This window comes from Clostridium algifaecis, from assembly GCF_017874415.1.
In the GTDB taxonomy this organism is placed as follows: Bacteria; Bacillota; Clostridia; order Clostridiales; family Clostridiaceae; genus Clostridium_B; species Clostridium_B algifaecis.
On the sequence record NZ_JAGGLM010000026.1, the window covers coordinates 1 to 21,593 of the forward strand.

Genomic DNA, 21,593 nt, shown 5'->3' on the forward strand with positions numbered 1-21,593 from the left:
TTGGTGCTGAAGACCGGAATCGAACCGGTACGGGTTTTAAAGCCCGCAGGATTTTAAGTCCTGTGCGTCTGCCAGTTCCGCCACTCCAGCATCATATTTAAAGAAATAAAAAAAATGGTAGCGGAAATAGGAATCGAACCTACGACACTTCGGGTATGAACCGAATGCTCTAGCCATCTGAGCTATTCCGCCACATTAAAAAACATGGTTGCGGAGGCAGGACTTGAACCTGCGACCTTCGGGTTATGAGCCCGACGAGCTACCAACTGCTCCACCCCGCGATATTTGGTGCTGAAGACCGGAATCGAACCGGTACGGGTTTTAAAGCCCGCAGGATTTTAAGTCCTGTGCGTCTGCCAGTTCCGCCACTCCAGCATCATCATAATCGTTATACTTGCATTGCTTCAACTCAGCAACATAAATTATTATATATCATAAAACACATACTGTCAACTATTTTTTTAATTTTGATCAAAATATATAAAGAGGCTATAAAGCCTCTTACAAACAAGTATTAATAATTAGAAGATTTCTTATATCCTCTACCTTTTGAGTCTTGATGTTTTTTAATATCTTGAAATCTTTCTTCACTTTCTTTTAAAAATTTAGATAACCTATCTTCAAAATTTCCCTGTTCTTGTTTGTTTTGCTCTTTCTGCCAATCTATTTCCATAGGTCTAGCAGTCTTTTTATTAGATTTAGCCTGCTTAATTGATAAACTTATTTTTCCATTATCATCAATCGAAATTACTTTTACATTTACTTTATCTTTTTCCTTAAGATAATCTCTTATGTTTTTAACATAGGTATCCGATATTTCAGATATATGCACCAATCCAGTTTTACCGTCAACTTCAACAAAAGCTCCAAAATTAGTTATATTAACTACTGTACCTTCTAGTATGCTTCCTGCCTTTAAGGTCATATTAAAAAGATTCCTCCTTAAAAATATTATATATAAATAAAATTTATAAACTAAGTATTAATTTTTAACGTTTATTACAGGAGTTTCACCTTGCTTAATAAAACCTAACTTTTCTCTAGCCAATTTCTCAATGTACATATCTGATGTAGACATTTTAACTTCATCCTGTAATTTTATGTTTTTTTCTTTTAATTTCTGTTCTTCTGCATGCTTATCATTTATCTGCTGATTTATATTTCGCATAGTTATTTGTTGATTTACAAATATATAGCATACGTATGCAGCTATTAAAATAACAAATATATTTTTAGGTTTAATTCTAAATTTCATTAATATCACCAATTCTCTTAATATATTATACTCCATATGCTTATAATTTGTGCTATCTTATAAACTATACCATTTATTTAAAATACATTCAATTATATTTTAATTTGATTTTCAATTTTATTCAAGCTATTTTTTACGATTTTTTCTTTTTTTTGATTTAAAATAATAAAATGGATACATAATAGTATTTATAAGCATTCTATTCAACCTTCCCATTGACTTAAATATAATCTTCTCCATGTTAAAAAATATTTTACTTAATAATTTAAAATACATATATATACCAAGTGCTATCCATAAATACACATATACATCTGTATAAGCATAATTAGTATAAAACAAAAATACAAATACACTTATTCCTGCAAAAGTCCAAAATAATATGTCTTCTATAAAAACTACCAATTTATTTAAGTTGGTAAAACCTCTTATAATTCTATATAAATCAAATAATATACCTGTTATAATCCCCGCAGTAAAGCTAAATATCATGAGCCTAAATTGCATGCTTATTGGTATAATCATTAATAATCACCTTCGTTCTTAACTTATACTACAAGTATATAAATATATTTCATTTAAACATTTTTGAAATCATACCAGTTCTCTTTTTCTTTAAATGATTATTACTATATATACAAGAGTTTACAGTTCCTATGATGATTACCTGACCATTCTGTACATCCAATTTATTCATTTTAAGAGATATACCTTTTATATTTAATGTACCTAAATTTGTATTTAATATTATTTGCTCATCATTAAAACTTATTACTTCAACAATTCCTGTAATAACTAATTTCTTTCTATTTTCAAGACTTAATAAACTCTTTTTGTCATCTAAGTTGTTCTCCTTTTTTTCCATAATACATCCCTCCACCTATAATAATTGTATGTAGGCAGCGGTACACATATTACATTATTATTTATTATCTTTATCTAAAATTATTTCATACATATTTTTAGCATTTTCTTTAGTTACATGATTATCTATATTTATTATTCTAGCTTTTAGTGCACTGTTTGCATACTTGATTTCTATTATATCTCCTTCTTTTACTTCAGTACCAGCTTTGCAGACTTTACCGTTTATACTCACTCTACCGCCTTCACACGCTTCTTTAGCTACAGTTCTTCTCTTTATTATTCTAGATACTTTAAGATATTTATCTAATCTCACAATAAACTCCCCTTATTAAAACAAAGAACCTAGATTTTCACCCGGGTTCTTTGAAAAATATTTTATTTATTTACCTTATCTTTAAATTCCTTTCCAGCTTTGAATACAGGAACTGTGGACTCCGGTATATTTATTTCTTCTTTAGTTCTTGGGTTTCTTCCAACTCTTGCAGCTCTCTTTCTTGTTTCAAATGTTCCAAACCCAACCAACTGAACTTTATCTCCATTTTCAAGTGTTTCTTCGACACTTTGTATAAACCCTTTTAATGCTGCTTCAGCATCCTTTTTAGTTAGTTTTGATTTTTCTGATATACTTGCAATTAATTCTGATTTATTCACTTTTCTTACCTCCTTAATAATTGGTACACTATACACAACATATAGCATATTCTTCATTAACTTAAAAAATCCTTCTTTTTTTGCATATAAAACTGTTTTTATTTATTTTTAGACTTTTCCCAGATATAGTCCATTTCTTTCAATGTCATATTTTTCATGTCTATATTTCTAGATCTAGCCTCATTTTCTATATATGCAAATCTTTTTATAAATTTCTCTATAGTATAATTTAATGCAAATTCGGGGTCAATGTCAAGGAATCTGGCAAAATTTACTGTAGTAAATATTAAATCTCCTATTTCTTCTACTATTTTTGCCCTTTCATTGCCTTTATATACATTTTTTATTTCATTATATTCTTCTAAAATCTTGTCTAAGACACACTCAATATTATACAGATCGAATCCAATTTTAGATGCCTTTTTTTGAACTTTGTCTGCTCTAATAAGAGCTGGTAATGTTTTTGCAACATGTTCAAGCTCTTCTGTATAACTCTTTAATCCCTGCTCTTTTTTCTTTATTTCATCCCAGTTTAGAAGCACTTCTTTTGAATTTTTTACTTTAATGTTACCAAACACATGTGGATGCCTTTCTATCATTTTTTTGCATATTGCATCCGTTACATCATTAATATCAAAAAATCCTTCTTCTTTTCCCATCTGTGAATGAAAGACCACTTGAAAAAGCACATCTCCAAGTTCTTCTGTTAATTCATCATCATTATTCTTCTCTATAGCTTCTACTGCCTCATAACTTTCCTCAATAAGATTCCTCTTTACGCTTTCATGGCTCTGCTCTCTATCCCACGGACAACCATTCTCTCCCCTAAGTTTCTCAACTATATCCAGTAAATCTCTAAAATCATATACAGCATTTGAGTTTTTAGGTATATAAATAGAAGTTAAATAATCTATATCTTCCTGCCTGTCAAGTTCGTATAATTTTATTTTTTTTATTGTCTCGAGTTCTTTGACTCCAGCTGCTCTTATAAAATATATATCTATATCAGGTTTATAGTACTCCATTAATTGAAGTTTTACATCTGATGCAATAAACTTGTTATACACCTGTGTTATTATGATACCGGTTCTTTTATCTAAGATTTGAGTTTTTATATCGAAAGCATCTATAATCTTAATTCCTTGTATCATATCTATTTTAAGGCTTTCAAAAATAGCGTCTACAAAACTTACTGCCGGAACTATATCAATATCAATAGAACTGTTTTTACATAGCTCAATAAGTAATTTAACTGATTTTTCTGCTACAAGCGGATGACCTGGTACTGCATATACTATATTTTTAAATTTCTGCTCTTTATTTACTAAATCTTCTGCTATTTTTTCATAAACATCATCAAAATTTTGTGCATTTTCATACATATCATCATAAGTTTCAAATTGTATTTTTTCATCTTTTAAATATTTTACTGTAGGATGTTTCGCAGTTCTCAAATATATTCTTGAAGCATTTTTCAATATATTCATGGTTCCAAGAGTAATTGACTCCACAGCCCCTGGTCCCAAACCTATTACTTTAATCACGGGCATTTCCCCTTTATTTTTTAAAAAATCTATTTTTTATATAGCTATACTTAAATATCCTGAATACAATTAATAATACAGCATAAATTACTATTCCTAAAAGTATAGCAAAAAAGCAAGCAATCCTACCACTCATGGTATAATTATAGACATTTATATAGATAATTACAACAGATATTATCATTAAAATTGAAGTAAATGCTGGTTTTATTAAAGTCTGAAAATAATTTATATTAATGTCCAATTTACGTTTCAATAATTTAATATTCAAAAATGCAGCTGCCAGATAAGCAAGTGTACTTCCAATTATTGCTCCATATATATTTATATAAGGAATAGGTACCAGACATAGTGTAATCACTATTTTTATAATACACCCAACAGCCAAATTTAATACAGGTTTTATATAACAGCCCGAGCCTTGAAGTATAGCTGTAGTAGTTTGAGTAATTATTATAAACGGTATAGAAATTGATGAATACTGCAATATATTAAATCCCGCTGACTGTCCTGGAAATATTAATTCCAAAACTGGATGAGCTAAAGTATAAAGTCCAAGCATACATGGAAGTGCTATAACAAAAGAAAGCTTAAATGCCAAATCTACTTTATTTATTACTTCATGTCTATTGTGCATTACATTATATTCTGCAATTATAGGCACTAGTGATGCACATAAAGCTGCTGAAAGTGTTAGTGGAACATTTATTAGTATAAAAGCTTTTCCTGTAAGTTGTCCATATAATATAGTTGCTTGTTTATACGTAAATCCTGCTTGTAATAATTTTTGAGGCACAATCGCTGAATCTATGAGACTCATTATACTACTTACTGCAGATCCTATAGATACAGGAATAGCTATATATAAAAGGGTACTTAACACATCTTCATTATCTGGAGGATTATATACATTTATTTCTTTTCTTATACTAAAGTACTTTTTAATAAGATATATTCCCCCAAATAATCCACCTGCTGCCGCTCCAAGTGCTGCTCCTCCAGCAGAATATTCTATACCTTTTGGCAAAAACAAATAAGCAAGTCCAACTCCTACAATTACTCTACCTATCTGCTCTATTACTTGGGATATTGCTGTATAATTCATGTTTTGAAGGCCTTGAAAAAATCCTCTAAAAGCACTCATTATAGATATAAACATAGGTGCAAAAGCAATGGCTATTAAAGAATAATAGGATTTATCACCCCACTTTAAAAATTTTATTATAGGCTTAGAGAAAGCCAAAATTAATGCAGTAAATCCAGTACCAAGTATAAACATAAGTAATATGGATTTTTTAAGTATTTGTATTACTTTTATATAGTCTCCTGTAGCATAGCTTTCAGATACCATTTTAGAAACAGCTACAGGTATTCCTGAAGCCGCAGCTATAAAAAACATATATAATGGAAATGACATCTGATAATAGCCGACTCCTTCATCTCCAATAAGCATTTGCAATGGCCATCTAAAAAACAATCCTAAAAATTTACAAATCATACCTGCTGCACCTAAAATAAAAGTACCCTTCATAAGCGACTGTTTTATCATAAAAAATACCCCCGAATTGCTATAATTAGAACTTGCATTTTAATAATATATACGTTTAATAGTTATTTTATTTTTTTAATTATTATTACTTTTGGTGAGTATTTTTTATATTATTGTCAATAATTTTAAAAGATATATTTTCTATGTTGCAGGATTTAATTAAAAAATATAATGGCAGTAAAGACTGCCATTATATTTATTCTTCCATCTGCTTTCCTAAGAAGGATGCTGCAGTTGCAGCTAATTTAACTTCTACATCACCAAATTCCACATCTTCCTTTGAAGTTATTATAACAGCTCCAATTGCATCTCCTCCTGATATAATAGGATATATTACTTGAGCTGAATACTTTTCTTCTGCTTCTTCATCATCATATATATCAATTATTTCTTTGCCTTCAAAAAAAGCTAATTTTCTGTTCTCAATTACATCCTCCAGATCCTGACTTATCTTTTTATCTACATATTCTTTTTTTGATGTACCTGATACAGAGACTATACTATCAGTATCACATATTAAAACTATATTACCAATAGTTTGTTGAAGTGATTCTGCATAACCTTTTGAAATCTCGCTGAGTTCATCAATAGGTGAATATTTTTTTAAAATTACGCCGCCCTCTCTATCTGTAAATATTTCAAGCGGATCACCTTCTCTTATTCTAAGAGTTCTCCTTATTTCCTTAGGTATAACAACTCTGCCCAGATCATCTATACGCCTAACAATTCCAGTTGCTTTCATGCTAATTCCTCCTTAATTATGAATTGTATTATTATTATTTTTCTAAATATGAAATTTTATGCACAATTGTTATTAAAATTATTAAAAATTAAAAATAGCCTTAATTAATTTTTTTAATTAAGGCTATTTTCACTATATCAAATCTTTGTTACATTATATTACTTTCTTTTTTAGTTATCTTTGCAGCTTTTTTCCATTCATCACTTTTTTGTGAAAACTTCGTACTTTTCTGTGTATCTTCTAATTGACTCTTTATCTTATCTTTTACTTTTGAAAGCTTTTGAACTGGATATTCAGTTTTATCTATACATTTTATTATATGCCATCCAAAACTGCTTTGGATAGGATCTGATATTTCTCCCTTTTTTAAATTCTCAGCTCCTGCCATGAATTGAGCATCATAATTGGAGTCACCATAAGTTATAGTTCCTAAATCTCCACCCTTGTCTTTAGTCGCAGTGTCTTGAGAAACATCTTTTGCTACATCAGAAAATTTTTCATTTTCAAGTCTCTTCTTTACTTTTTCAGCATCTGCTTTAGTTTTAACAAGTATATGCTCTAGATGCATTGTATCTGGTTTTTCAGTATACTTTGTTTTATTTTTATTATAATAATCTTCAATTTGTTTATCTGTTATTTTTATTCCTTTAGCCAGGTATTTAGATATATTATCCTGTATTTCCTGGTTTCTAATTTGTGTTATAAACATATCTTTTAAAGATTGTTCTGTAAATCCTTGTTGAGCCAATGTTTCTTTAAACTTAGTTTCATCATTTCCAAATGATTGCTTTTTTAGTTTAGCTATCTGAGTTTCAGTATCACTTTTTACTTTAGCATCAGTTGGAAGTAAGTTCAGTTCTTTAGCTTTCTGAGCTAATACCTTCTGTGTTATCATATTGTCTAATATTTGCTCTTTCTGAGTTTTTATTGCACTTACTGCCTCTTCATTCTTTGCGTAGTCATCACCATATTGCTGCTTTGCCTGCTGAATAATTTGAATGGTATTTGGATCTTTGTCTAAATCCTCTCTTGTTATTTTTTCGCCATTAACTACAGCTACTGCACTTTTTTGTATAGCTTCCGGTGTCTTTTCTATCATACTGCAACCTGCAATTGAAAATGCCATTGTAATTGCAAAAACAGCAGTTAAAATTCTCTTTACTTTACTCACTAATATTCCTCCACTCTTTATGTACTGAAAATTGTTTAGAATTTTCATGTTTATTTTTGTAAATCATATAAATCAATTTTATCACAAATATAAATCTACTACAAAACCATTTTTGTTCATATTTTTTACATATATTGTAATTTATTTATTCCACTTTTATACTGTTATCTTCCTCCTGTATTTTAATCATGAATTCCATAATATTTTTTATGTTTGGTACAAAATCATTTCTTTTTATATCCTTAATTCTATATCCAAAACCAGGTTTGTCATCCATCTTCAAAATTATATTTCGTCCATATTGTTTTAAAATATTTTTTAAAACGATATGATTTATTTTTTCTTTACCTTTAAATAAAAATACTACTTCATCCTTTTTTTCTTTTATCTCCTCTATACCAAGTTTCTTGCCAATACTTCTTATATAAGCTATGTTCATTAAATTAAGCACAGAATCTGGTATACTGGAAAATCTATCTTCAAGTTCATCTGTTATATCCATCATGTCATCATAAGAATCTATTGATGCTATCTTTTTATAAATTTCTATCTTCTGCACCTCATCTGTTATATAATTTTCTGGAATATACGCATCAACTTTTAATTCTACTACAGTCTCTATTGGTTCTTCATCTATCTCTCCTTTTACAAGTTTGATAGTATTTTCAAGCATCTGGCAATATAAATCATATCCTATAGCTGCCATATGTCCATGCTGTGATGATCCCATCATATTGCCTGCGCCTCTTATTTCAAGATCCTTTAAAGCTATTTTAAATCCGGAACCTAGTTCTGTAAAATCCTTAATTGCCTTAAGTCTTTTTTCTGCTACTTCTGTAAGAATTTTATCTTTTTTATATGTCAAATAGCAATATGCTATCTTGTCTGTCCTGCCCACTCTACCTCTAAGTTGATACAATTGAGATAATCCCATTCTATCTGCATCATAAATTATCATTGTATTTACATTTTGAATATCCATACCTGTTTCTATGATAGTAGTACATACTAAAACGTTAAATTCATTATTCATAAAAGAAACCATTACATTTTCAAGTTCCCTTTCCTGCATCTGACCATGGGCAACTGCCACTTTCGTCTCCGGTACAAGTTTTGATATATATGCTGCCATTTTACCTATACTTTCAACTCTATTATATACAAAATAAATCTGTCCGCCTCTATTTATCTCCCTTAATATGGCATCCCTTATCAGTTGATCATTATATTCCACTACATAAGTTTGTATCGGACGTCTTTCCTCAGGTGGAGTTTCTATAACACTTATATCTCTTACACCTACAAGTGACATATGCAGCGTTCTAGGTATAGGGGTAGCACTTAAAGTAAGGACGTCTACATTTTTTCTCATCTTTTTTATTTTTTCCTTGTGCGTAACTCCGAATCTCTGTTCCTCGTCTATTATAAGCAGTCCAAGGTCTTTAAATTCTACATCTTTCTGTAGTATTCTATGAGTTCCTATAAGTATATCCACTTCTCCTTTTTTTAAAGCTTTTATAGTCTTCTTTTGTTCAGCCTGAGTTTTAAACCTACTTACCATATCTATTTTTACAGGAAAATCCGAAAATCTTTTAATAAAATTAGTATAATGCTGCTGGGCAAGTATAGTGGTTGGCACTAAAAATGCCACTTGTTTTCCATCCATAACAGCCTTGAACGCTGCTCTTACAGCTACCTCGGTTTTCCCATAACCTACATCGCCGCAAAGTAATCTATCCATAACTTTGTTAGATTCCATATCCCCTTTTATATCATGTATTGTTGACAACTGATCTGGAGTTTCCTCATATGGAAATTCATCTTCAAATTGTTTTTGCCATACAGTATCTTTTGAATATTTGTATCCTTTCACTGTAGATCTAACCGCATATAATTTTACTAAGTCATCTGCTATTTCCTCTATGGATTTTTTTGCCTTTTTCTTGGCTTTAGTCCATTCTGAACCACCTAATTTATTTATCTTTGGTGAATTACCCTCATTACCTATATATTTTTGAACCATATCAAGTTGTTCAACAGGTACATATAATTTATCATCAGAATCATATGTAAGTTCCAGATAATCTTTTTTATGTCCCTGCACTTCAAGCTGTTTTATTCCTTTATATATTCCTATACCATGATTGACATGGACTATATAGTCTCCAGGTTTCAATTCTGCAAAACTTTTTATTTTATTTATGCCCTTTTTAGGCATTTTTTTGGATTTTTTCTTTTTTGCAACTCCAAACACTTCTTTATCAGATATTACACAAACCTTTAAATCAGGATACTCAAAACCATTCAATTGACTTCCAAATGTTATAACTACTTCACCTGGCTGAATTTCATTTATTACATCCCTATAACTGTTTTCTATACCCATATCCCTTAGCGTTTTTGATAATCTTTCGCCTCTAGGTCTCGTACCGGCCAGAATCAAAGTTTTAAAATTGTTTGACTTTTTTTCCTTTATTTCTTCAATCAACAATTCCATTTGGCCTTGATAATTGTTTAACGTTATTTGAGAAAACTTAACTATTGATTCTGGCTTCAATTCTCGTGTAGATTTGGCAATTGCATCTATTGTAATAACATTTCTTGTTTTTAAACTATCTATAACCTGCTCCTTATCTATAAGAAGCTTCGCCTGTTTTGGCAAGACACTGCCTCTTTGAAGGAAGCTTTTATAATTTTCTTCAAATTCAAAATATACACTGTCCAATTTGCCAATACATCTTTTTACATCATCTATTATTATAAAATAATTCTTTACATAATCCATAAATAAAGATGGTTTATCATAAAAATACGGGAGAAAACTATCTATAGTTTCAAAGCTTAGATTTTCTTCCAGTGACTCCAGATTCTTATTTATTATGTCCTCTAATTTATCTGCGGCATCATTATTTTTGCTGCTTTTTAATTTGCTGATAATACGTTTTCTATCCTCATCTATATTTTTATAACCATTTTTAATTTGTTCGTCATCCAATATTATTTCTTTTGCTGGAAAAATTTCTATACTTTTCACTTTTTCAATACTTCGCTGTGATTCTATATTAAAATTCCTGATAGACTCAATTTCATCTCCAAACAGTTCTACTCTATATGGTTGAGCTAAAATTGGTGGATATATATCCATTATTCCGCCTCTTATCGAAAACTGTCCTTTAGAATCAATCGTGTCTACTCTTTCATATCCACATTGAACTAATTTTTGGCTTAAATCTTTTATGTCTATACTTTTCCCCTGTGATAATTTAAATGTGTATTTTTTATACAAAACTGCAGGTATATAAATAGACGCCAGTGCTTCTATGCAGGTTACTATAATTTTTTTACCCTTGTTTATCATCTGCCTGATTACTTTTAATCTTTCCCATCTCAAATCACCCGATATAGCATCTATATTATAAAAAACCACTTCTTTAGTTGGAAAATAATATACTTTTACATCATAAAATGATAAATCTTCATATAACTTTCTTGCCTCAACATCACTATGAGTAACAATTAAAAAAGATTTGTCTACTTCCTGCTGCACTGCATCAATTAAATAGCTCCGCCCAGAATCAGAAAGTCCATACACTCCTATTGGGAATTTCTCATTTTCTATTGAATTTCTTATATCATCAAACTCTACACTACTATTAATAGGTTTTATAAGTCCGTCTAGTCTCATTTTAACAACCTTTCTAAATTTAAAAATTTAACGCACAACAACCGTTAACCCCTTTATTCAGGGATTCACGGCAATAAAATATGATTTTTTATATATTTAAACCATTAAACTTGTTCATAGCCTCTATTGTATTTTCGTTTATAATACAATAAACTGTATCCTTTGCAACTTTAAAAACCTTTTGTATATGTTCAAACTCTTCTTTGTTAAACTTACCTAAAACATAAGATACTAAATCTACATTAGGCTGTCCAACCCCTATTTTTATTCTTATAAATTCATCTGTATTTAAGTTACTTATTATGTTCTTTATTCCATTATGTCCTCCTGCACTTCCCTTTTGTCTTATCCTTAGCTTCCCTAGTGGTAGACTTATATCATCATGAATAACTATTATGTTTTTATTGCTTATTTTATAAAAATTTACTATTTCTCTTACACTCTCGCCGCTTAAATTCATATAAGTGCTGGGTTTTAAAAGTATAACCTTTTCACCTGCTATTATGCCTTCTCCATAAGTTCCTTTAAATTTTTGCCTATTAATATTTATACCATATTGATCACTTATAAAATCGATAGCATCAAATCCTACATTATGTCTCGTATGCTCATATTTAGTGCCTATATTGCCTAGTCCAACTATTAAAAACATTAATTTTACTCCAATCTAACATCATATCATTTAGTTAATTATATACATAAAAGTCTTAACTTAACAATAAATTGCTAAGCTAAAACTAAATTAAGCAGTTTAATTCTACATATTTATATATTATACTAAAAATCATAAATAATAAAGAGGTGTAAAAAGTAAATTTTATTAGTTAAGACACTATTTTATAATTTCTATGGCATTTCCAATAAGTCTACATTTACTTCTATAGTATTCCCATTTCTTAAAATTTTACACTTAACTTTGTCTCCAACTTTATGTGAATCTATAATTTCCTGAACATCATCCAGTCGAAGAACCTTCTTACCATCAAATTCCAAAAGAATATCAGTAGGTTTTATACCCGCCCTGGCTGCACCACTTTCTCTTTCAACTTCCTGAATATAAATACCATGAATCTTGCTATCCTCTGATGCAACACTTTCTCCGTATATACCCAAATAAGGTCTTGCAACTTTACCTTTATTCATAAGTGTATTTATTATGCTTTTAGCTTCATTTATTGATATGGCAAAGCCCATACCTTCCGCATTTTCTGATGTTCCCATTTTAAGACTGTTTATTCCGATAACTTCTCCATTACTATTGCAAAGTGGCCCTCCACTATTACCAGGGTTTATAGCAGCATCCGTCTGTATTACCTTATATACAGAGCCATTGTACTCTATCTTTCTGTTTAGCGCGCTTATTATCCCTGCCGTCACTGATCCTGCAAATTCTTCTCCCAATGGATTACCTATTGCAATAGCAGTATCTCCAACCTTAACTTTTGCAGAATCACCTAATGTTGCTTGTGGCAGATTATCCGCGCTTACTTTTATGACCGCCAGATCTGATCTCTCATCCACTCCCTGAATAGAAGCATTTAATATTTTTCCACTCGAAAGTTTTACTGTAACTTTATCAGCATCCTTTATTACATGATAATTTGTAACTATATAACCTTTTGAATCTATTATTATACCTGAACCACTTCCTGTATCCTCGTCACCAAAATATCCTTGTGATTTATTACTTATGCCTACTACTGTAGGTCCTACTAATTCTGCTACTTTATTTATAGAATTATTATTTCCGGAATTTTGGTTTTGTTTTTCAATCTTATCAGTTTCATCTGCATTTTTTCCTGATTTAGTTAATGTCTGTTTATTTTGAGTATAAGTCCTATTCGATTCTATTTTATTTGTTACATAACATCCTGATATTCCGCCAGAAACTGCCGCTATTAATATAAAAGAAAGCATTTTAATTATCTTCTTTATATTAGATTTCTTTTTACTATTTATAAATTTTATCTTTCCTTCATCGTTACCAACATTTTCCCATTTTGTATCTCTTACACTCTGATTTTTATCATCATTCATTAAATCACACCTCATAGTTTCTGAAATTAAAATTATTATAATAAAAAATTTTTACGTATATATGAACGTAATGTAATGATTTCTTAAACCTTCTTAAGTGTAAATATAAATTTTACTCCTACATCTTTCTTATTTTCAACCCAAATATCTTCTCCAAGCTGAGTTAATATACTTCTAACTATTGGCAATCCAAGTCCCGTACTTACTTTTGAGGTTCTGGATTTATCTCCTTTATAAAATCTATCCCATATATTGTTTAAATCAGCTTCATTTATACAAGGACCATCATTAAAAACTGATATAAGAGCTTTATCTCCTTTTGTCCTAACTGAAACTTTTATATTGCCTCCTGGATTTACATACTTTATTGCATTATCTATTAGATTTGTAACTACCTGAGTTATTCTGTCTTTATCTGCTGCTACAAACAATTTGTCATTTTCCATATAAACATCTACTTTTAACTTCTTATTATTTATTTTTGTTTCAAATTTTATTACGCATAATCTTATTATTTCATTTATATCTACTTTCTCAACTCTAAGCTTGAACTGTCCAGCTTCTATAGCCGACAAATCAAGGAGATCATTTACAAGCCTTGTAAGTCTTTGTATTTCAGAATAAGTTAAAGAAAGATAATAATTCTGCTTTTCTTCAGGAATTACGCCATCAAGCATACCACCTATAAATCCTTTTATTGATGTTATTGGAGACCTTATCTCATGTGATACATTAGATATGAATTGCCTTCTATTCTTTTCTACAGCTTCCAGTGAGTCTGCCATACCATTAAAAGACTTCGCAAGTACACCAATTTCATCATTTGAATCTATATGAACTCTTTTTTCCACTTCTCCTTTTGATATTTTATCTGCCACATAGTTTATTTTTTCAAGAGGTTTTATAATTATTCTTTGTGAAAGATAATATATAACAATGCATGAAATTATAATAGCCATAGCAGCAGATAACCATATTATTTCATACACTCTTTTTATAGGACCTTTTAATTCAGTTATAGATGTATGCATCATTATAGCTCCCCTGAATACTCCATTTGAAAATATTGGAACTTCAAAAGTATGAACAGGTGCAATAAATACATCTGAATAAGTCCCTCTTTTATCTACAGTTTTATTCTTTCTAAGCTCTTCTAAATCACTTGTCACTATTTGTTTTGAAGTAGCTATTAATTTTTTGTGCTGACTTTTGGATACAGAATATACATATCCATAATTATCTATAAGCCATATATCTGCCGACAAGTAGTTTCCTATGTATGTTATAGTACTATTTATATCTTGAGAAGTTATATTTCCATTTAAATATTCAAGTGCTCTTTCTTTTATAAATTGCGATTCCCTCAGCAGTTCAACTTTTCGTTGATTAAAATAATAATTTTCAAACCAATAAGATAAAAAAGCAAAAGTCATAACAAAACTTAATACAATAATTGCAGTAAATGCCGCTACAAGCTTTGAAAATACACTTTTTTTCATACTATTTCACCTCAAATTTATAACCTACACCCCACACAGTTTCTATTTGCCAGTTAGGTCCGCCTTGAAGTTTTTCCCTTAATCTCTTTACATGTACATCTACTGTTCTTGAATCTCCTGGATAATCATACCCCCAAACTTCACATAAAAGTTGTTCCCTTGTAAAAACCCTGTTTTTATTATTTGCTAAATAATACAATAGTTCAAATTCTTTTGGAGGCATTTTAACATCATTATTCTTGTATACGACTGTATATGAATTTATATCTATTGTTAAATCCTGAAATTTTAATACCTCCTTGCTCTCATTATCAACATTATATCTCCTAAGTACAGCCTTAATTCTTGCCAGCATTTCTTTGGCTTCAAATGGTTTGACTATATAATCATCTGCACCAAGTTCAAGTCCCAGCACTTTATCAAAAGTTTCACCTTTTGCAGTAAGCATAATTACAGGGGTTTCATAATCCTTTCTTATCCACTTAAGTACATCTATTCCATCTATGTTAGGAAGCATTATATCAAGTAATACTAAATCTGGTTTATATTCTAAAAAAGCATCCTGAGCTGATTTTCCATCATTTACTACCTTTACTTCATATCCTGCACTTTCCACATACATCTTTATTACTTCACATATATTTTCATCATCATCTACAATTAAAATCTTTCCAATTGAACCTTCCATATATAATCTCTCCTTATACAAAATTATTGCATATAAATTCATAATAGCTTAATATTAATTTACCACATATACAATATAGCATAATAGTATACAATATAAATGTTACAAATAAGTTACAATATATTAATATCTAAATAAAAAAGGCATACAGAATTAATCTGCATGCCTTCCATACTTAATCTTCAAATAATTTACTTACTGAAATATCTTCATAAATCCTTCTTATAGCTTCTGCAAATACTGGAGCTACAGATAATATTTTAAATTTATCAAGTATTTTATCTTTTGGTAATTCTATAGTGTTTAGCATTACTAGCTCTTTTATAACAGACTTTTCTATCCTCTCAATTGCAGGTCCTGATAAAACACCATGAGTACAACAAGCGTATACTTCCTTTGCGCCTCTTTCAACTAATGCATTTGCACCATTTGTTATGGTCCCAGCTGTATCTATCATATCATCTACCAATATAACCGTCTTTCCTTTTATATCTCCAATTATATTCATAACCTCTGATACATTAGGTTTCGGCCTTCTCTTATCTATAATGGCTATCTGTAATCCAAGCTTATCAGCAAAACTTCTAGCTCTTCTTACGCTTCCGAGATCTGGTGAAACTACAACTACGTCATCTCTATTAGCAAAACCTTGTTCAATATAATACTTTGAAAGTATTGGTGCTCCAACAAGATTATCTAAAGGAATATTAAAATATCCCTGAATCTGTGATGCATGTAAGTCCATAGTGAGTACCCTGTCTGCACCAGCTGCAGTTAATATATCCGCAACAAGTTTTGCAGTAATTGGATCTCTAGCTTTGGCTTTCCTATCCTGTCTTGCATATCCATAGTATGGTATTACCGCTGTTATCCTTCCTGCTGATGCTCTCTTAAACGCATCAATCATAATCAAAAGTTCCATTAAATTGTCATTTACAGGGTCGTTAGTTGATTGAACTATAAATACGTCCCTTCCTCTAACTGTTTCATTAATGTCAACTGATATTTCTCCATCACTAAAAGTAGAAACTTTCGCATCTCCAACCTCTGTTCCTAAAATATCAGCTATTCTCTTTCCTAATTTAGGGCAGGAATTACCTGTAAAGATTTTAATGCTTTTACCATGGGTTATCATTTTTTTAAAGCCCTCCTAATTTTATTTATTCAGTCCTTTTTTGTATATCCAGCCTTCTTTATTTACTTGCCTTGCTCTTGCTATTGCCAGTGAACCTTCTGGTACTTCATCTGTTATAGTAGAACCTGCTGCAATATATGTATTGTCATTAACTTTAACTGGGGAGACTAAATTTGTATTACAACCTATAAATGAATTATCTCCAATTATAGTTTTGTTCTTCTTTTTTCCATCGTAATTAACTACAACTGTACCGCAGCCAAAGTTACAGCCGCTTCCAACTTCTGCATCTCCAATATAAGTAAGATGTGATACTTTAGTCTTATCTGCTATAGTAGACTTTTTAACTTCTACAAAATCGCCTATTCTTACTGAATTTCCTATCACACTTTCAGGTCTTATATATGCAAAAGGGCCAACAGTAGTATTTTCCCCTATTTTGCTTTCTAATATTACTGAACTTTGAACTATAGTTCCTTCTTTTATTATACTGTCTTCTATTCTGGACCCAGGATATAAAATACAGTTCTTGCCTATTTCAGTACTTCCCTGTATCACATTCTGGGGATATATTATAGTATCATTTCCTATTTTTACATTCAAATCTATATATGTAGTACATGGATCAATTAAAGTAACACCATTCTCCATGTGATTTTTATTTACTCTTTTTCTCATAATTCTTGCAGCTTCTGCCAACTGTTCCCTTGAATTTACTCCCAGCGTTTCTTCAAAAGGAATTGGAAGTGCACCTATTTTCTTACCTGATTTCTTCAATATCTCTATAACATCAGTTAAATAGTATTCACCCTGTGCATTATTATTATGTATTTTATCTAAACTATCAACCAAACTTTCTATATCAAAACAATACATAGAAGAATTTATTTCATTAACTTTTAATTCTTCTTCTGTACAATCTTTGTGTTCTACTATCTTCGACACATTTCCATTTTCTTCTCTTATAATTCTTCCATATCCATAAGGATTATCCACTAATGAAGTCAAAATAACTGCACTGTAACCACCTTCATTATGAAAATTTATAAGTTTTTTAATAGTATCATCCTTTATTAAAGGTGCATCACCTGTAAATATAGCTACTGTTCCCTTTTTACCCTTTAAAAAATTTTTAGCACAGATAACAGCATGACCTGTCCCAAGTTGCTTTTCTTGAATTGAATATTGAATATTTTGTAATTCAGTAGCCTTCTTTACTTTTTCTAATCCTGTACCTACAACCAAATTTATGTCATCTATTTGTGCTTTTTTAACTACATCTATAACTATATTTACCATTTCTTTTCCACATACCTTATGAAGTACTTTAGGGGTAGCTGATTTCATCCTTTTTCCTTCACCGGCCGCTAATATTATAGCACAATTATACATTTTAACACCTCTTTATAACCTTAAACTACATTTTTATAACTTATATTACACAAAAATACCTTTTATTGAACGTCCTATATTATTATATTTTATATAATGACTATTTGCAACCGCAGTAAAATAATAAAAAGGAGTATTTCTACTCCTTTTTATTATTCCTGTACTTTATCTCTAGCGGCAGTTTCTTCGTTCTTTACTTTTTCATACTCATCAAGAATAGCTTTTTGTATTTTTTCCCTTGTTTGAGTATTTATAGGATGGGCGATATCTTTAAACTCACCATCTGGAGTCTTTCTACTAGGCATTGCAATAAAAAGACCATTCTGACCTTCTATAACTTTTATATCGTGAACCACGAATTCGTTATCAAAAGTTACCGAAACAATAGCTTTCATCTTACCCTCTGCTGCAATCTTTCTAACTCTTACGTCTGTAATTTGCATATAAATCCACCTCCTAGATGCTTATGTATATACTATTCTCTAAAATTTATATTTTTCCTTCCTATTTTTGAAAAAACAATAATTTTTTTTAATCTTATCATTTTATAATTTTAGAAGGAAACAATTGTGCCTCTCCATTTTGATCAATTCCTTTAAAATCTACTATAGCTACATAATCCTGTATTAATTTTTTTGGAATTTCTACATTATCTATAAGAATTCCTATTCCTAAAAGTTCACTTTCAAATTCTTTTAAAAGATTTATTATACCGTTGGCTGTGCCTCCAGCTTTCATAAAATCATCTATAAATATACACTTGCTTCCAAATGTCATAGCTTTTTTGGATAATGACATATTTTGAATTCTTCCTGTAGATCCTGATACATAATTTACCATAATAGTAGATCCTTCAGTAAATTTTGTTTCCCTTCTTACAACAACCAGCTGAACTCCAAGCATTCTTGCCACTTCATAGGCAAGCGGTATACCCTTTGTCTCAACTGTGACTACATAATCAATATTTTTATCTACGAATGCAGATGCCAAAATTATTCCAGCTTTATATATTATCTCAGGATTAAACATAATATCAGTCATATAAAGGAAATTACCTGGTATTATTCTTTCTTTATTTTTTAAAATAATACATAATTTTTCTGCAAATTCTCTGTTTTTTTCATTCGATATACCACATACATACTTAATTCCACCTGCTGCACCTGATATAGTTTCAATTTTTCCCATTTCAAGCTTTGCAAGTGTATCTCTAACCATAACTATATCTTCACTAATTGTAGATTTAGCTGTGCTAAACATTTTAGTAAAATTGTTCAAGCTTATTATCTTATTTGGATTCTCAAGCAAAATCTTTGTTATAGCGGATATCCTATGATTTCTACTGAATCTCTGCATTTTATCACCTATCTATTATAAATTTGCGAATAATTTCTTAAAATTTTGTTCTATTATTCACTATTGTAATCTAAAAGCCTAAGTTAATCAACTGATATTTGTACATTATTAAAAATATATAAAAACTTCAATAATAAAATTTAAAATTGTTTTTTTTTGCCTTGTTTTTGTATATAATTATTAAGTAATGCAATACTACAAGGAGTGATTTTATTGTCATTTGATTTCATTAAAGATAAAGATAAAAAAATATACTTTATAGGTATAGGCGGAATAAGCATGAGCGGTCTTGCAGAAATTCTAATAAAAAAAGGTTTTGCAGTTTACGGCTCTGATATTAAAACCTCACCTATAACAGATAAACTAAAGTCTCTTGGTGCAAAAATAAATATAGGTCAGTTTAAAGAAAATATAACTTCAGATATAAATTTAATAGTGTATACTGCTGCTATATCAAAGGAAAATCCTGAAATTATAAGAGCAAAAGAACTAAACATTCCCCTTATGACAAGAGGTTCATTTTTAGGTCATATAATGAAAGGTCATAAATATAATGTAGCTATAGCAGGGACTCATGGAAAAACTACTACAACTTCTATGCTTTCAAGCATTTCTCTAAATGCAAACTTAGATCCTACCATACTTGTAGGTGGAGAACTTGATTCTATAGGGGGTAATGTAAGAGTAGGTCACAGTGAATATTTTATTACAGAAGCCTGTGAATACAAAGGTTCTTTCTTAGAATTCTATCCTTACGTAGGTGTAATTTTAAATATTGATGCAGATCATTTGGATTATTATAAGGATATTTATGATATACAGAACGCATTTATAAAATTTGCAAAGCTAATCCCTAAAGATGGCTATCTTGTATGCTGCAGCGATGATGAAAAAATGGAAAAAGTAATGAAAAGTGTAGATTGTAACATATTAACTTATGGTCTAAAAAGCGGAGAAATTACAGCAAAAAATATAAGCTATGATACTAATGGATGCGCAAGCTTTGATGTATACAGGAAAAACACACTCGTAACTTCAGTTAAACTAAATGTTCCTGGAAAACATAATATATTGAACTCACTTGCAAGTACAGCTTCAGCTCTTATTCTAAATATTCCATCAGAAAAAATATCTGAAGGATTATGTAATTTCAAAGGTGCACATAGAAGATTTGAAATTAAAGGGAAGAAAAATGGAGTAACTGTAATAGACGATTATGCACATCATCCAACTGAAATAAAAGCTACCTTAAGTGCGGCCAATAATTATCCACATAAGAGAATATGCTGTGTATTTCAACCCCATACCTTCTCAAGAACATTGAGCTTATATGATGATTTTGTAAAAGCTTTCGACAACGTAGATGAATTAATACTGGCAGATATATATGCTGCAAGAGAAAAAGACACACATAAAGTTAGTTCTGCCATGCTTGCAGAAAGTATCTCTAAACGAGGAATAAACTGCAAAAATATAAATAATTTCAAAGATATAGTATCCTATTTAAATGATACTTTAAAAGACGGGGATATATTTTTCACTATAGGTGCAGGTGATGTATTTAAAGTTGGAGAAATGTATCTTGAAAAATAGCTATATTAAATAAGATGTGTAAAAACCTCCAGTATGGTAATACTATAATTAATTACATACTGGAGGTGTTTTTAGATTTGAGAAATTTTTTAATATCAGCATTTGCAGACATCATACTTATCTTTTCTTCTTATTTTCTATTTAGAACCATATTAAGTGGACCTGTAAGGCATAAAATATATGAAAAATTGTTTAGTTCTTTTGCAAAATTTGTAATTTATGTTTTTATAATAACAATATTTATAAATGTAGTTATTGCTTTTTCCTTATATAGGACTTCATATATAGCTTATATAAACATAATAGCTCCTGCAGTAGTCTCATTATTAGTTGGTTTTCTTATGTCCACAGTACCAACTAAAGGAGTGGAAAGTTCTACTAAACATGTCGAATAACTATATTTTTCTACCTTTTCTATATATATTATAA

At 30.0% G+C, this 21,593-nt stretch carries 21 protein-coding genes and 4 tRNA genes; 2 read left to right on the forward strand and 23 right to left on the reverse strand.

Annotated elements, in window-relative coordinates:
* Position 1: 1 nt before the first annotated feature.
* From J2Z42_RS12825 to purR, 23 genes are all read right to left on the reverse strand, one after another.
* Positions 2-90, reverse strand: a tRNA-Leu gene (locus J2Z42_RS12825).
* Between the two features lie 25 nt (positions 91-115).
* Positions 116-192 (reverse strand) — tRNA-Met (locus J2Z42_RS12830).
* A 13-nt stretch (positions 193-205) separates the two neighbouring features.
* Positions 206-281, reverse strand: a tRNA-Met gene (locus J2Z42_RS12835).
* Between the two features lie 5 nt (positions 282-286).
* Positions 287-375, reverse strand: a tRNA-Leu gene (locus J2Z42_RS12840).
* Between the two features lie 139 nt (positions 376-514).
* A complete protein-coding gene (locus J2Z42_RS12845; protein ID WP_209703172.1) occupies positions 515-925 on the reverse strand; it encodes a S1 domain-containing RNA-binding protein in 411 nt (136 codons plus the stop codon).
* Between the two features lie 57 nt (positions 926-982).
* Positions 983-1,255 (reverse strand): FtsB family cell division protein, encoded by a 273-nt coding sequence (locus J2Z42_RS12850; RefSeq protein ID WP_209703173.1) that lies wholly within the window; start codon positions 1,253-1,255, stop codon positions 983-985.
* Positions 1,256-1,381: 126 nt separating this feature from the next.
* Positions 1,382-1,780: a spore cortex biosynthesis protein YabQ gene (gene yabQ / locus J2Z42_RS12855; protein ID WP_209703174.1), complete on the reverse strand. Its 399-nt coding sequence runs from the start codon at positions 1,778-1,780 to the stop codon at positions 1,382-1,384.
* Positions 1,781-1,829: 49 nt separating this feature from the next.
* Positions 1,830-2,120 carry a sporulation protein YabP gene (gene yabP / locus J2Z42_RS12860; RefSeq protein ID WP_209703175.1) on the reverse strand — a complete coding sequence of 97 codons (291 nt, stop codon included), beginning with the start codon at positions 2,118-2,120 and terminating at the stop codon, positions 1,830-1,832.
* A 57-nt stretch (positions 2,121-2,177) separates the two neighbouring features.
* A complete protein-coding gene (locus J2Z42_RS12865; RefSeq protein WP_209703176.1) occupies positions 2,178-2,435 on the reverse strand; it encodes an RNA-binding S4 domain-containing protein in 258 nt (85 codons plus the stop codon).
* Between the two features lie 62 nt (positions 2,436-2,497).
* Positions 2,498-2,821 carry a non-specific DNA-binding protein Hbs gene (gene hbs, locus J2Z42_RS12870; protein ID WP_209703199.1) on the reverse strand — a complete coding sequence of 108 codons (324 nt, stop codon included), beginning with the start codon at positions 2,819-2,821 and terminating at the stop codon, positions 2,498-2,500.
* A gap of 50 nt (positions 2,822-2,871) precedes the next feature.
* Complete coding sequence (gene yabN / locus J2Z42_RS12875) at positions 2,872-4,317, reverse strand: bifunctional methyltransferase/pyrophosphohydrolase YabN (RefSeq protein ID WP_209703177.1); 1,446 nt, start codon at positions 4,315-4,317, stop codon at positions 2,872-2,874.
* 13 nt (positions 4,318-4,330) lie between these two features.
* Positions 4,331-5,866, reverse strand: a complete 1,536-nt coding sequence (locus tag J2Z42_RS12880; protein WP_209703178.1) for a putative polysaccharide biosynthesis protein — start codon at positions 5,864-5,866, stop codon at positions 4,331-4,333.
* Positions 5,867-6,062: 196 nt separating this feature from the next.
* On the reverse strand, positions 6,063-6,608 hold the full coding sequence (spoVT, locus tag J2Z42_RS12885) for a stage V sporulation protein T (protein WP_209703179.1): 546 nt from the start codon (positions 6,606-6,608) through the stop codon (positions 6,063-6,065).
* A gap of 148 nt (positions 6,609-6,756) precedes the next feature.
* Positions 6,757-7,779, reverse strand: a complete 1,023-nt coding sequence (locus tag J2Z42_RS12890) for a peptidylprolyl isomerase (RefSeq protein WP_342590031.1) — start codon at positions 7,777-7,779, stop codon at positions 6,757-6,759.
* A 145-nt stretch (positions 7,780-7,924) separates the two neighbouring features.
* Positions 7,925-11,464 (reverse strand): transcription-repair coupling factor, encoded by a 3,540-nt coding sequence (mfd, locus tag J2Z42_RS12895; RefSeq protein ID WP_209703181.1) that lies wholly within the window; start codon positions 11,462-11,464, stop codon positions 7,925-7,927.
* Positions 11,465-11,552: 88 nt separating this feature from the next.
* On the reverse strand, positions 11,553-12,116 hold the full coding sequence (pth, locus tag J2Z42_RS12900; RefSeq protein WP_209703182.1) for an aminoacyl-tRNA hydrolase: 564 nt from the start codon (positions 12,114-12,116) through the stop codon (positions 11,553-11,555).
* Positions 12,117-12,310: 194 nt separating this feature from the next.
* Complete coding sequence (locus J2Z42_RS12905) at positions 12,311-13,501, reverse strand: S1C family serine protease (RefSeq protein WP_209703183.1); 1,191 nt, start codon at positions 13,499-13,501, stop codon at positions 12,311-12,313.
* An 83-nt stretch (positions 13,502-13,584) separates the two neighbouring features.
* Positions 13,585-15,000: a sensor histidine kinase gene (locus J2Z42_RS12910; RefSeq protein ID WP_209703184.1), complete on the reverse strand. Its 1,416-nt coding sequence runs from the start codon at positions 14,998-15,000 to the stop codon at positions 13,585-13,587.
* A 1-nt stretch (position 15,001) separates the two neighbouring features.
* Positions 15,002-15,688, reverse strand: a complete 687-nt coding sequence (locus tag J2Z42_RS12915) for a response regulator (RefSeq protein ID WP_209703185.1) — start codon at positions 15,686-15,688, stop codon at positions 15,002-15,004.
* Positions 15,689-15,863: 175 nt separating this feature from the next.
* Positions 15,864-16,823, reverse strand: coding sequence for a ribose-phosphate pyrophosphokinase (locus J2Z42_RS12920; RefSeq protein ID WP_209703186.1), 960 nt, complete (start codon positions 16,821-16,823; stop codon positions 15,864-15,866).
* A gap of 21 nt (positions 16,824-16,844) precedes the next feature.
* Positions 16,845-18,215 (reverse strand): bifunctional UDP-N-acetylglucosamine diphosphorylase/glucosamine-1-phosphate N-acetyltransferase GlmU, encoded by a 1,371-nt coding sequence (gene glmU, locus J2Z42_RS12925; RefSeq protein ID WP_209703187.1) that lies wholly within the window; start codon positions 18,213-18,215, stop codon positions 16,845-16,847.
* Between the two features lie 152 nt (positions 18,216-18,367).
* On the reverse strand, positions 18,368-18,658 hold the full coding sequence (gene spoVG, locus J2Z42_RS12930) for a septation regulator SpoVG (protein WP_209703188.1): 291 nt from the start codon (positions 18,656-18,658) through the stop codon (positions 18,368-18,370).
* 97 nt (positions 18,659-18,755) lie between these two features.
* Positions 18,756-19,571 (reverse strand): pur operon repressor, encoded by an 816-nt coding sequence (purR, locus tag J2Z42_RS12935; RefSeq protein ID WP_209703189.1) that lies wholly within the window; start codon positions 19,569-19,571, stop codon positions 18,756-18,758.
* A 213-nt stretch (positions 19,572-19,784) separates the two neighbouring features.
* Here purR and murC point away from each other — a divergent pair, with 213 nt between their 5' ends.
* Positions 19,785-21,164, forward strand: a complete 1,380-nt coding sequence (gene murC, locus J2Z42_RS12940; protein ID WP_209703190.1) for a UDP-N-acetylmuramate--L-alanine ligase — start codon at positions 19,785-19,787, stop codon at positions 21,162-21,164.
* 77 nt (positions 21,165-21,241) lie between these two features.
* Entirely contained in the window at positions 21,242-21,559 is a 318-nt protein-coding gene (locus J2Z42_RS12945) for a hypothetical protein (protein ID WP_209703191.1), read from the forward strand.
* The last annotated feature ends 34 nt before the right edge of the window (positions 21,560-21,593 follow it).

What these genes read in the sequence shown, in the direction of transcription:
- J2Z42_RS12845 (WP_209703172.1), bottom strand. Translation starts at nt 925, where the DNA reads ATGACCTTAAAGGCAGGAAGCATACTAGAAGGTACAGTAGTTAATATA.
- J2Z42_RS12850 (WP_209703173.1), bottom strand. Translation starts at nt 1,255, where the DNA reads ATGAAATTTAGAATTAAACCTAAAAATATATTTGTTATTTTAATAGCT.
- yabQ (WP_209703174.1), bottom strand. Translation starts at nt 1,780, where the DNA reads ATGATTATACCAATAAGCATGCAATTTAGGCTCATGATATTTAGCTTT.
- yabP (WP_209703175.1), bottom strand. Translation starts at nt 2,120, where the DNA reads ATGGAAAAAAAGGAGAACAACTTAGATGACAAAAAGAGTTTATTAAGT.
- hbs (WP_209703199.1), bottom strand. Translation starts at nt 2,821, where the DNA reads ATGCTATATGTTGTGTATAGTGTACCAATTATTAAGGAGGTAAGAAAA.
- J2Z42_RS12880 (WP_209703178.1), bottom strand. Translation starts at nt 5,866, where the DNA reads ATGATAAAACAGTCGCTTATGAAGGGTACTTTTATTTTAGGTGCAGCA.
- spoVT (WP_209703179.1), bottom strand. Translation starts at nt 6,608, where the DNA reads ATGAAAGCAACTGGAATTGTTAGGCGTATAGATGATCTGGGCAGAGTT.
- mfd (WP_209703181.1), bottom strand. Translation starts at nt 11,464, where the DNA reads ATGAGACTAGACGGACTTATAAAACCTATTAATAGTAGTGTAGAGTTT.
- pth (WP_209703182.1), bottom strand. Translation starts at nt 12,116, where the DNA reads ATGTTTTTAATAGTTGGACTAGGCAATATAGGCACTAAATATGAGCAT.
- J2Z42_RS12905 (WP_209703183.1), bottom strand. Translation starts at nt 13,501, where the DNA reads ATGAATGATGATAAAAATCAGAGTGTAAGAGATACAAAATGGGAAAAT.
- J2Z42_RS12910 (WP_209703184.1), bottom strand. Translation starts at nt 15,000, where the DNA reads ATGAAAAAAAGTGTATTTTCAAAGCTTGTAGCGGCATTTACTGCAATT.
- J2Z42_RS12915 (WP_209703185.1), bottom strand. Translation starts at nt 15,688, where the DNA reads ATGGAAGGTTCAATTGGAAAGATTTTAATTGTAGATGATGATGAAAAT.
- J2Z42_RS12920 (WP_209703186.1), bottom strand. Translation starts at nt 16,823, where the DNA reads ATGATAACCCATGGTAAAAGCATTAAAATCTTTACAGGTAATTCCTGC.
- glmU (WP_209703187.1), bottom strand. Translation starts at nt 18,215, where the DNA reads ATGTATAATTGTGCTATAATATTAGCGGCCGGTGAAGGAAAAAGGATG.
- spoVG (WP_209703188.1), bottom strand. Translation starts at nt 18,658, where the DNA reads ATGCAAATTACAGACGTAAGAGTTAGAAAGATTGCAGCAGAGGGTAAG.
- purR (WP_209703189.1), bottom strand. Translation starts at nt 19,571, where the DNA reads ATGCAGAGATTCAGTAGAAATCATAGGATATCCGCTATAACAAAGATT.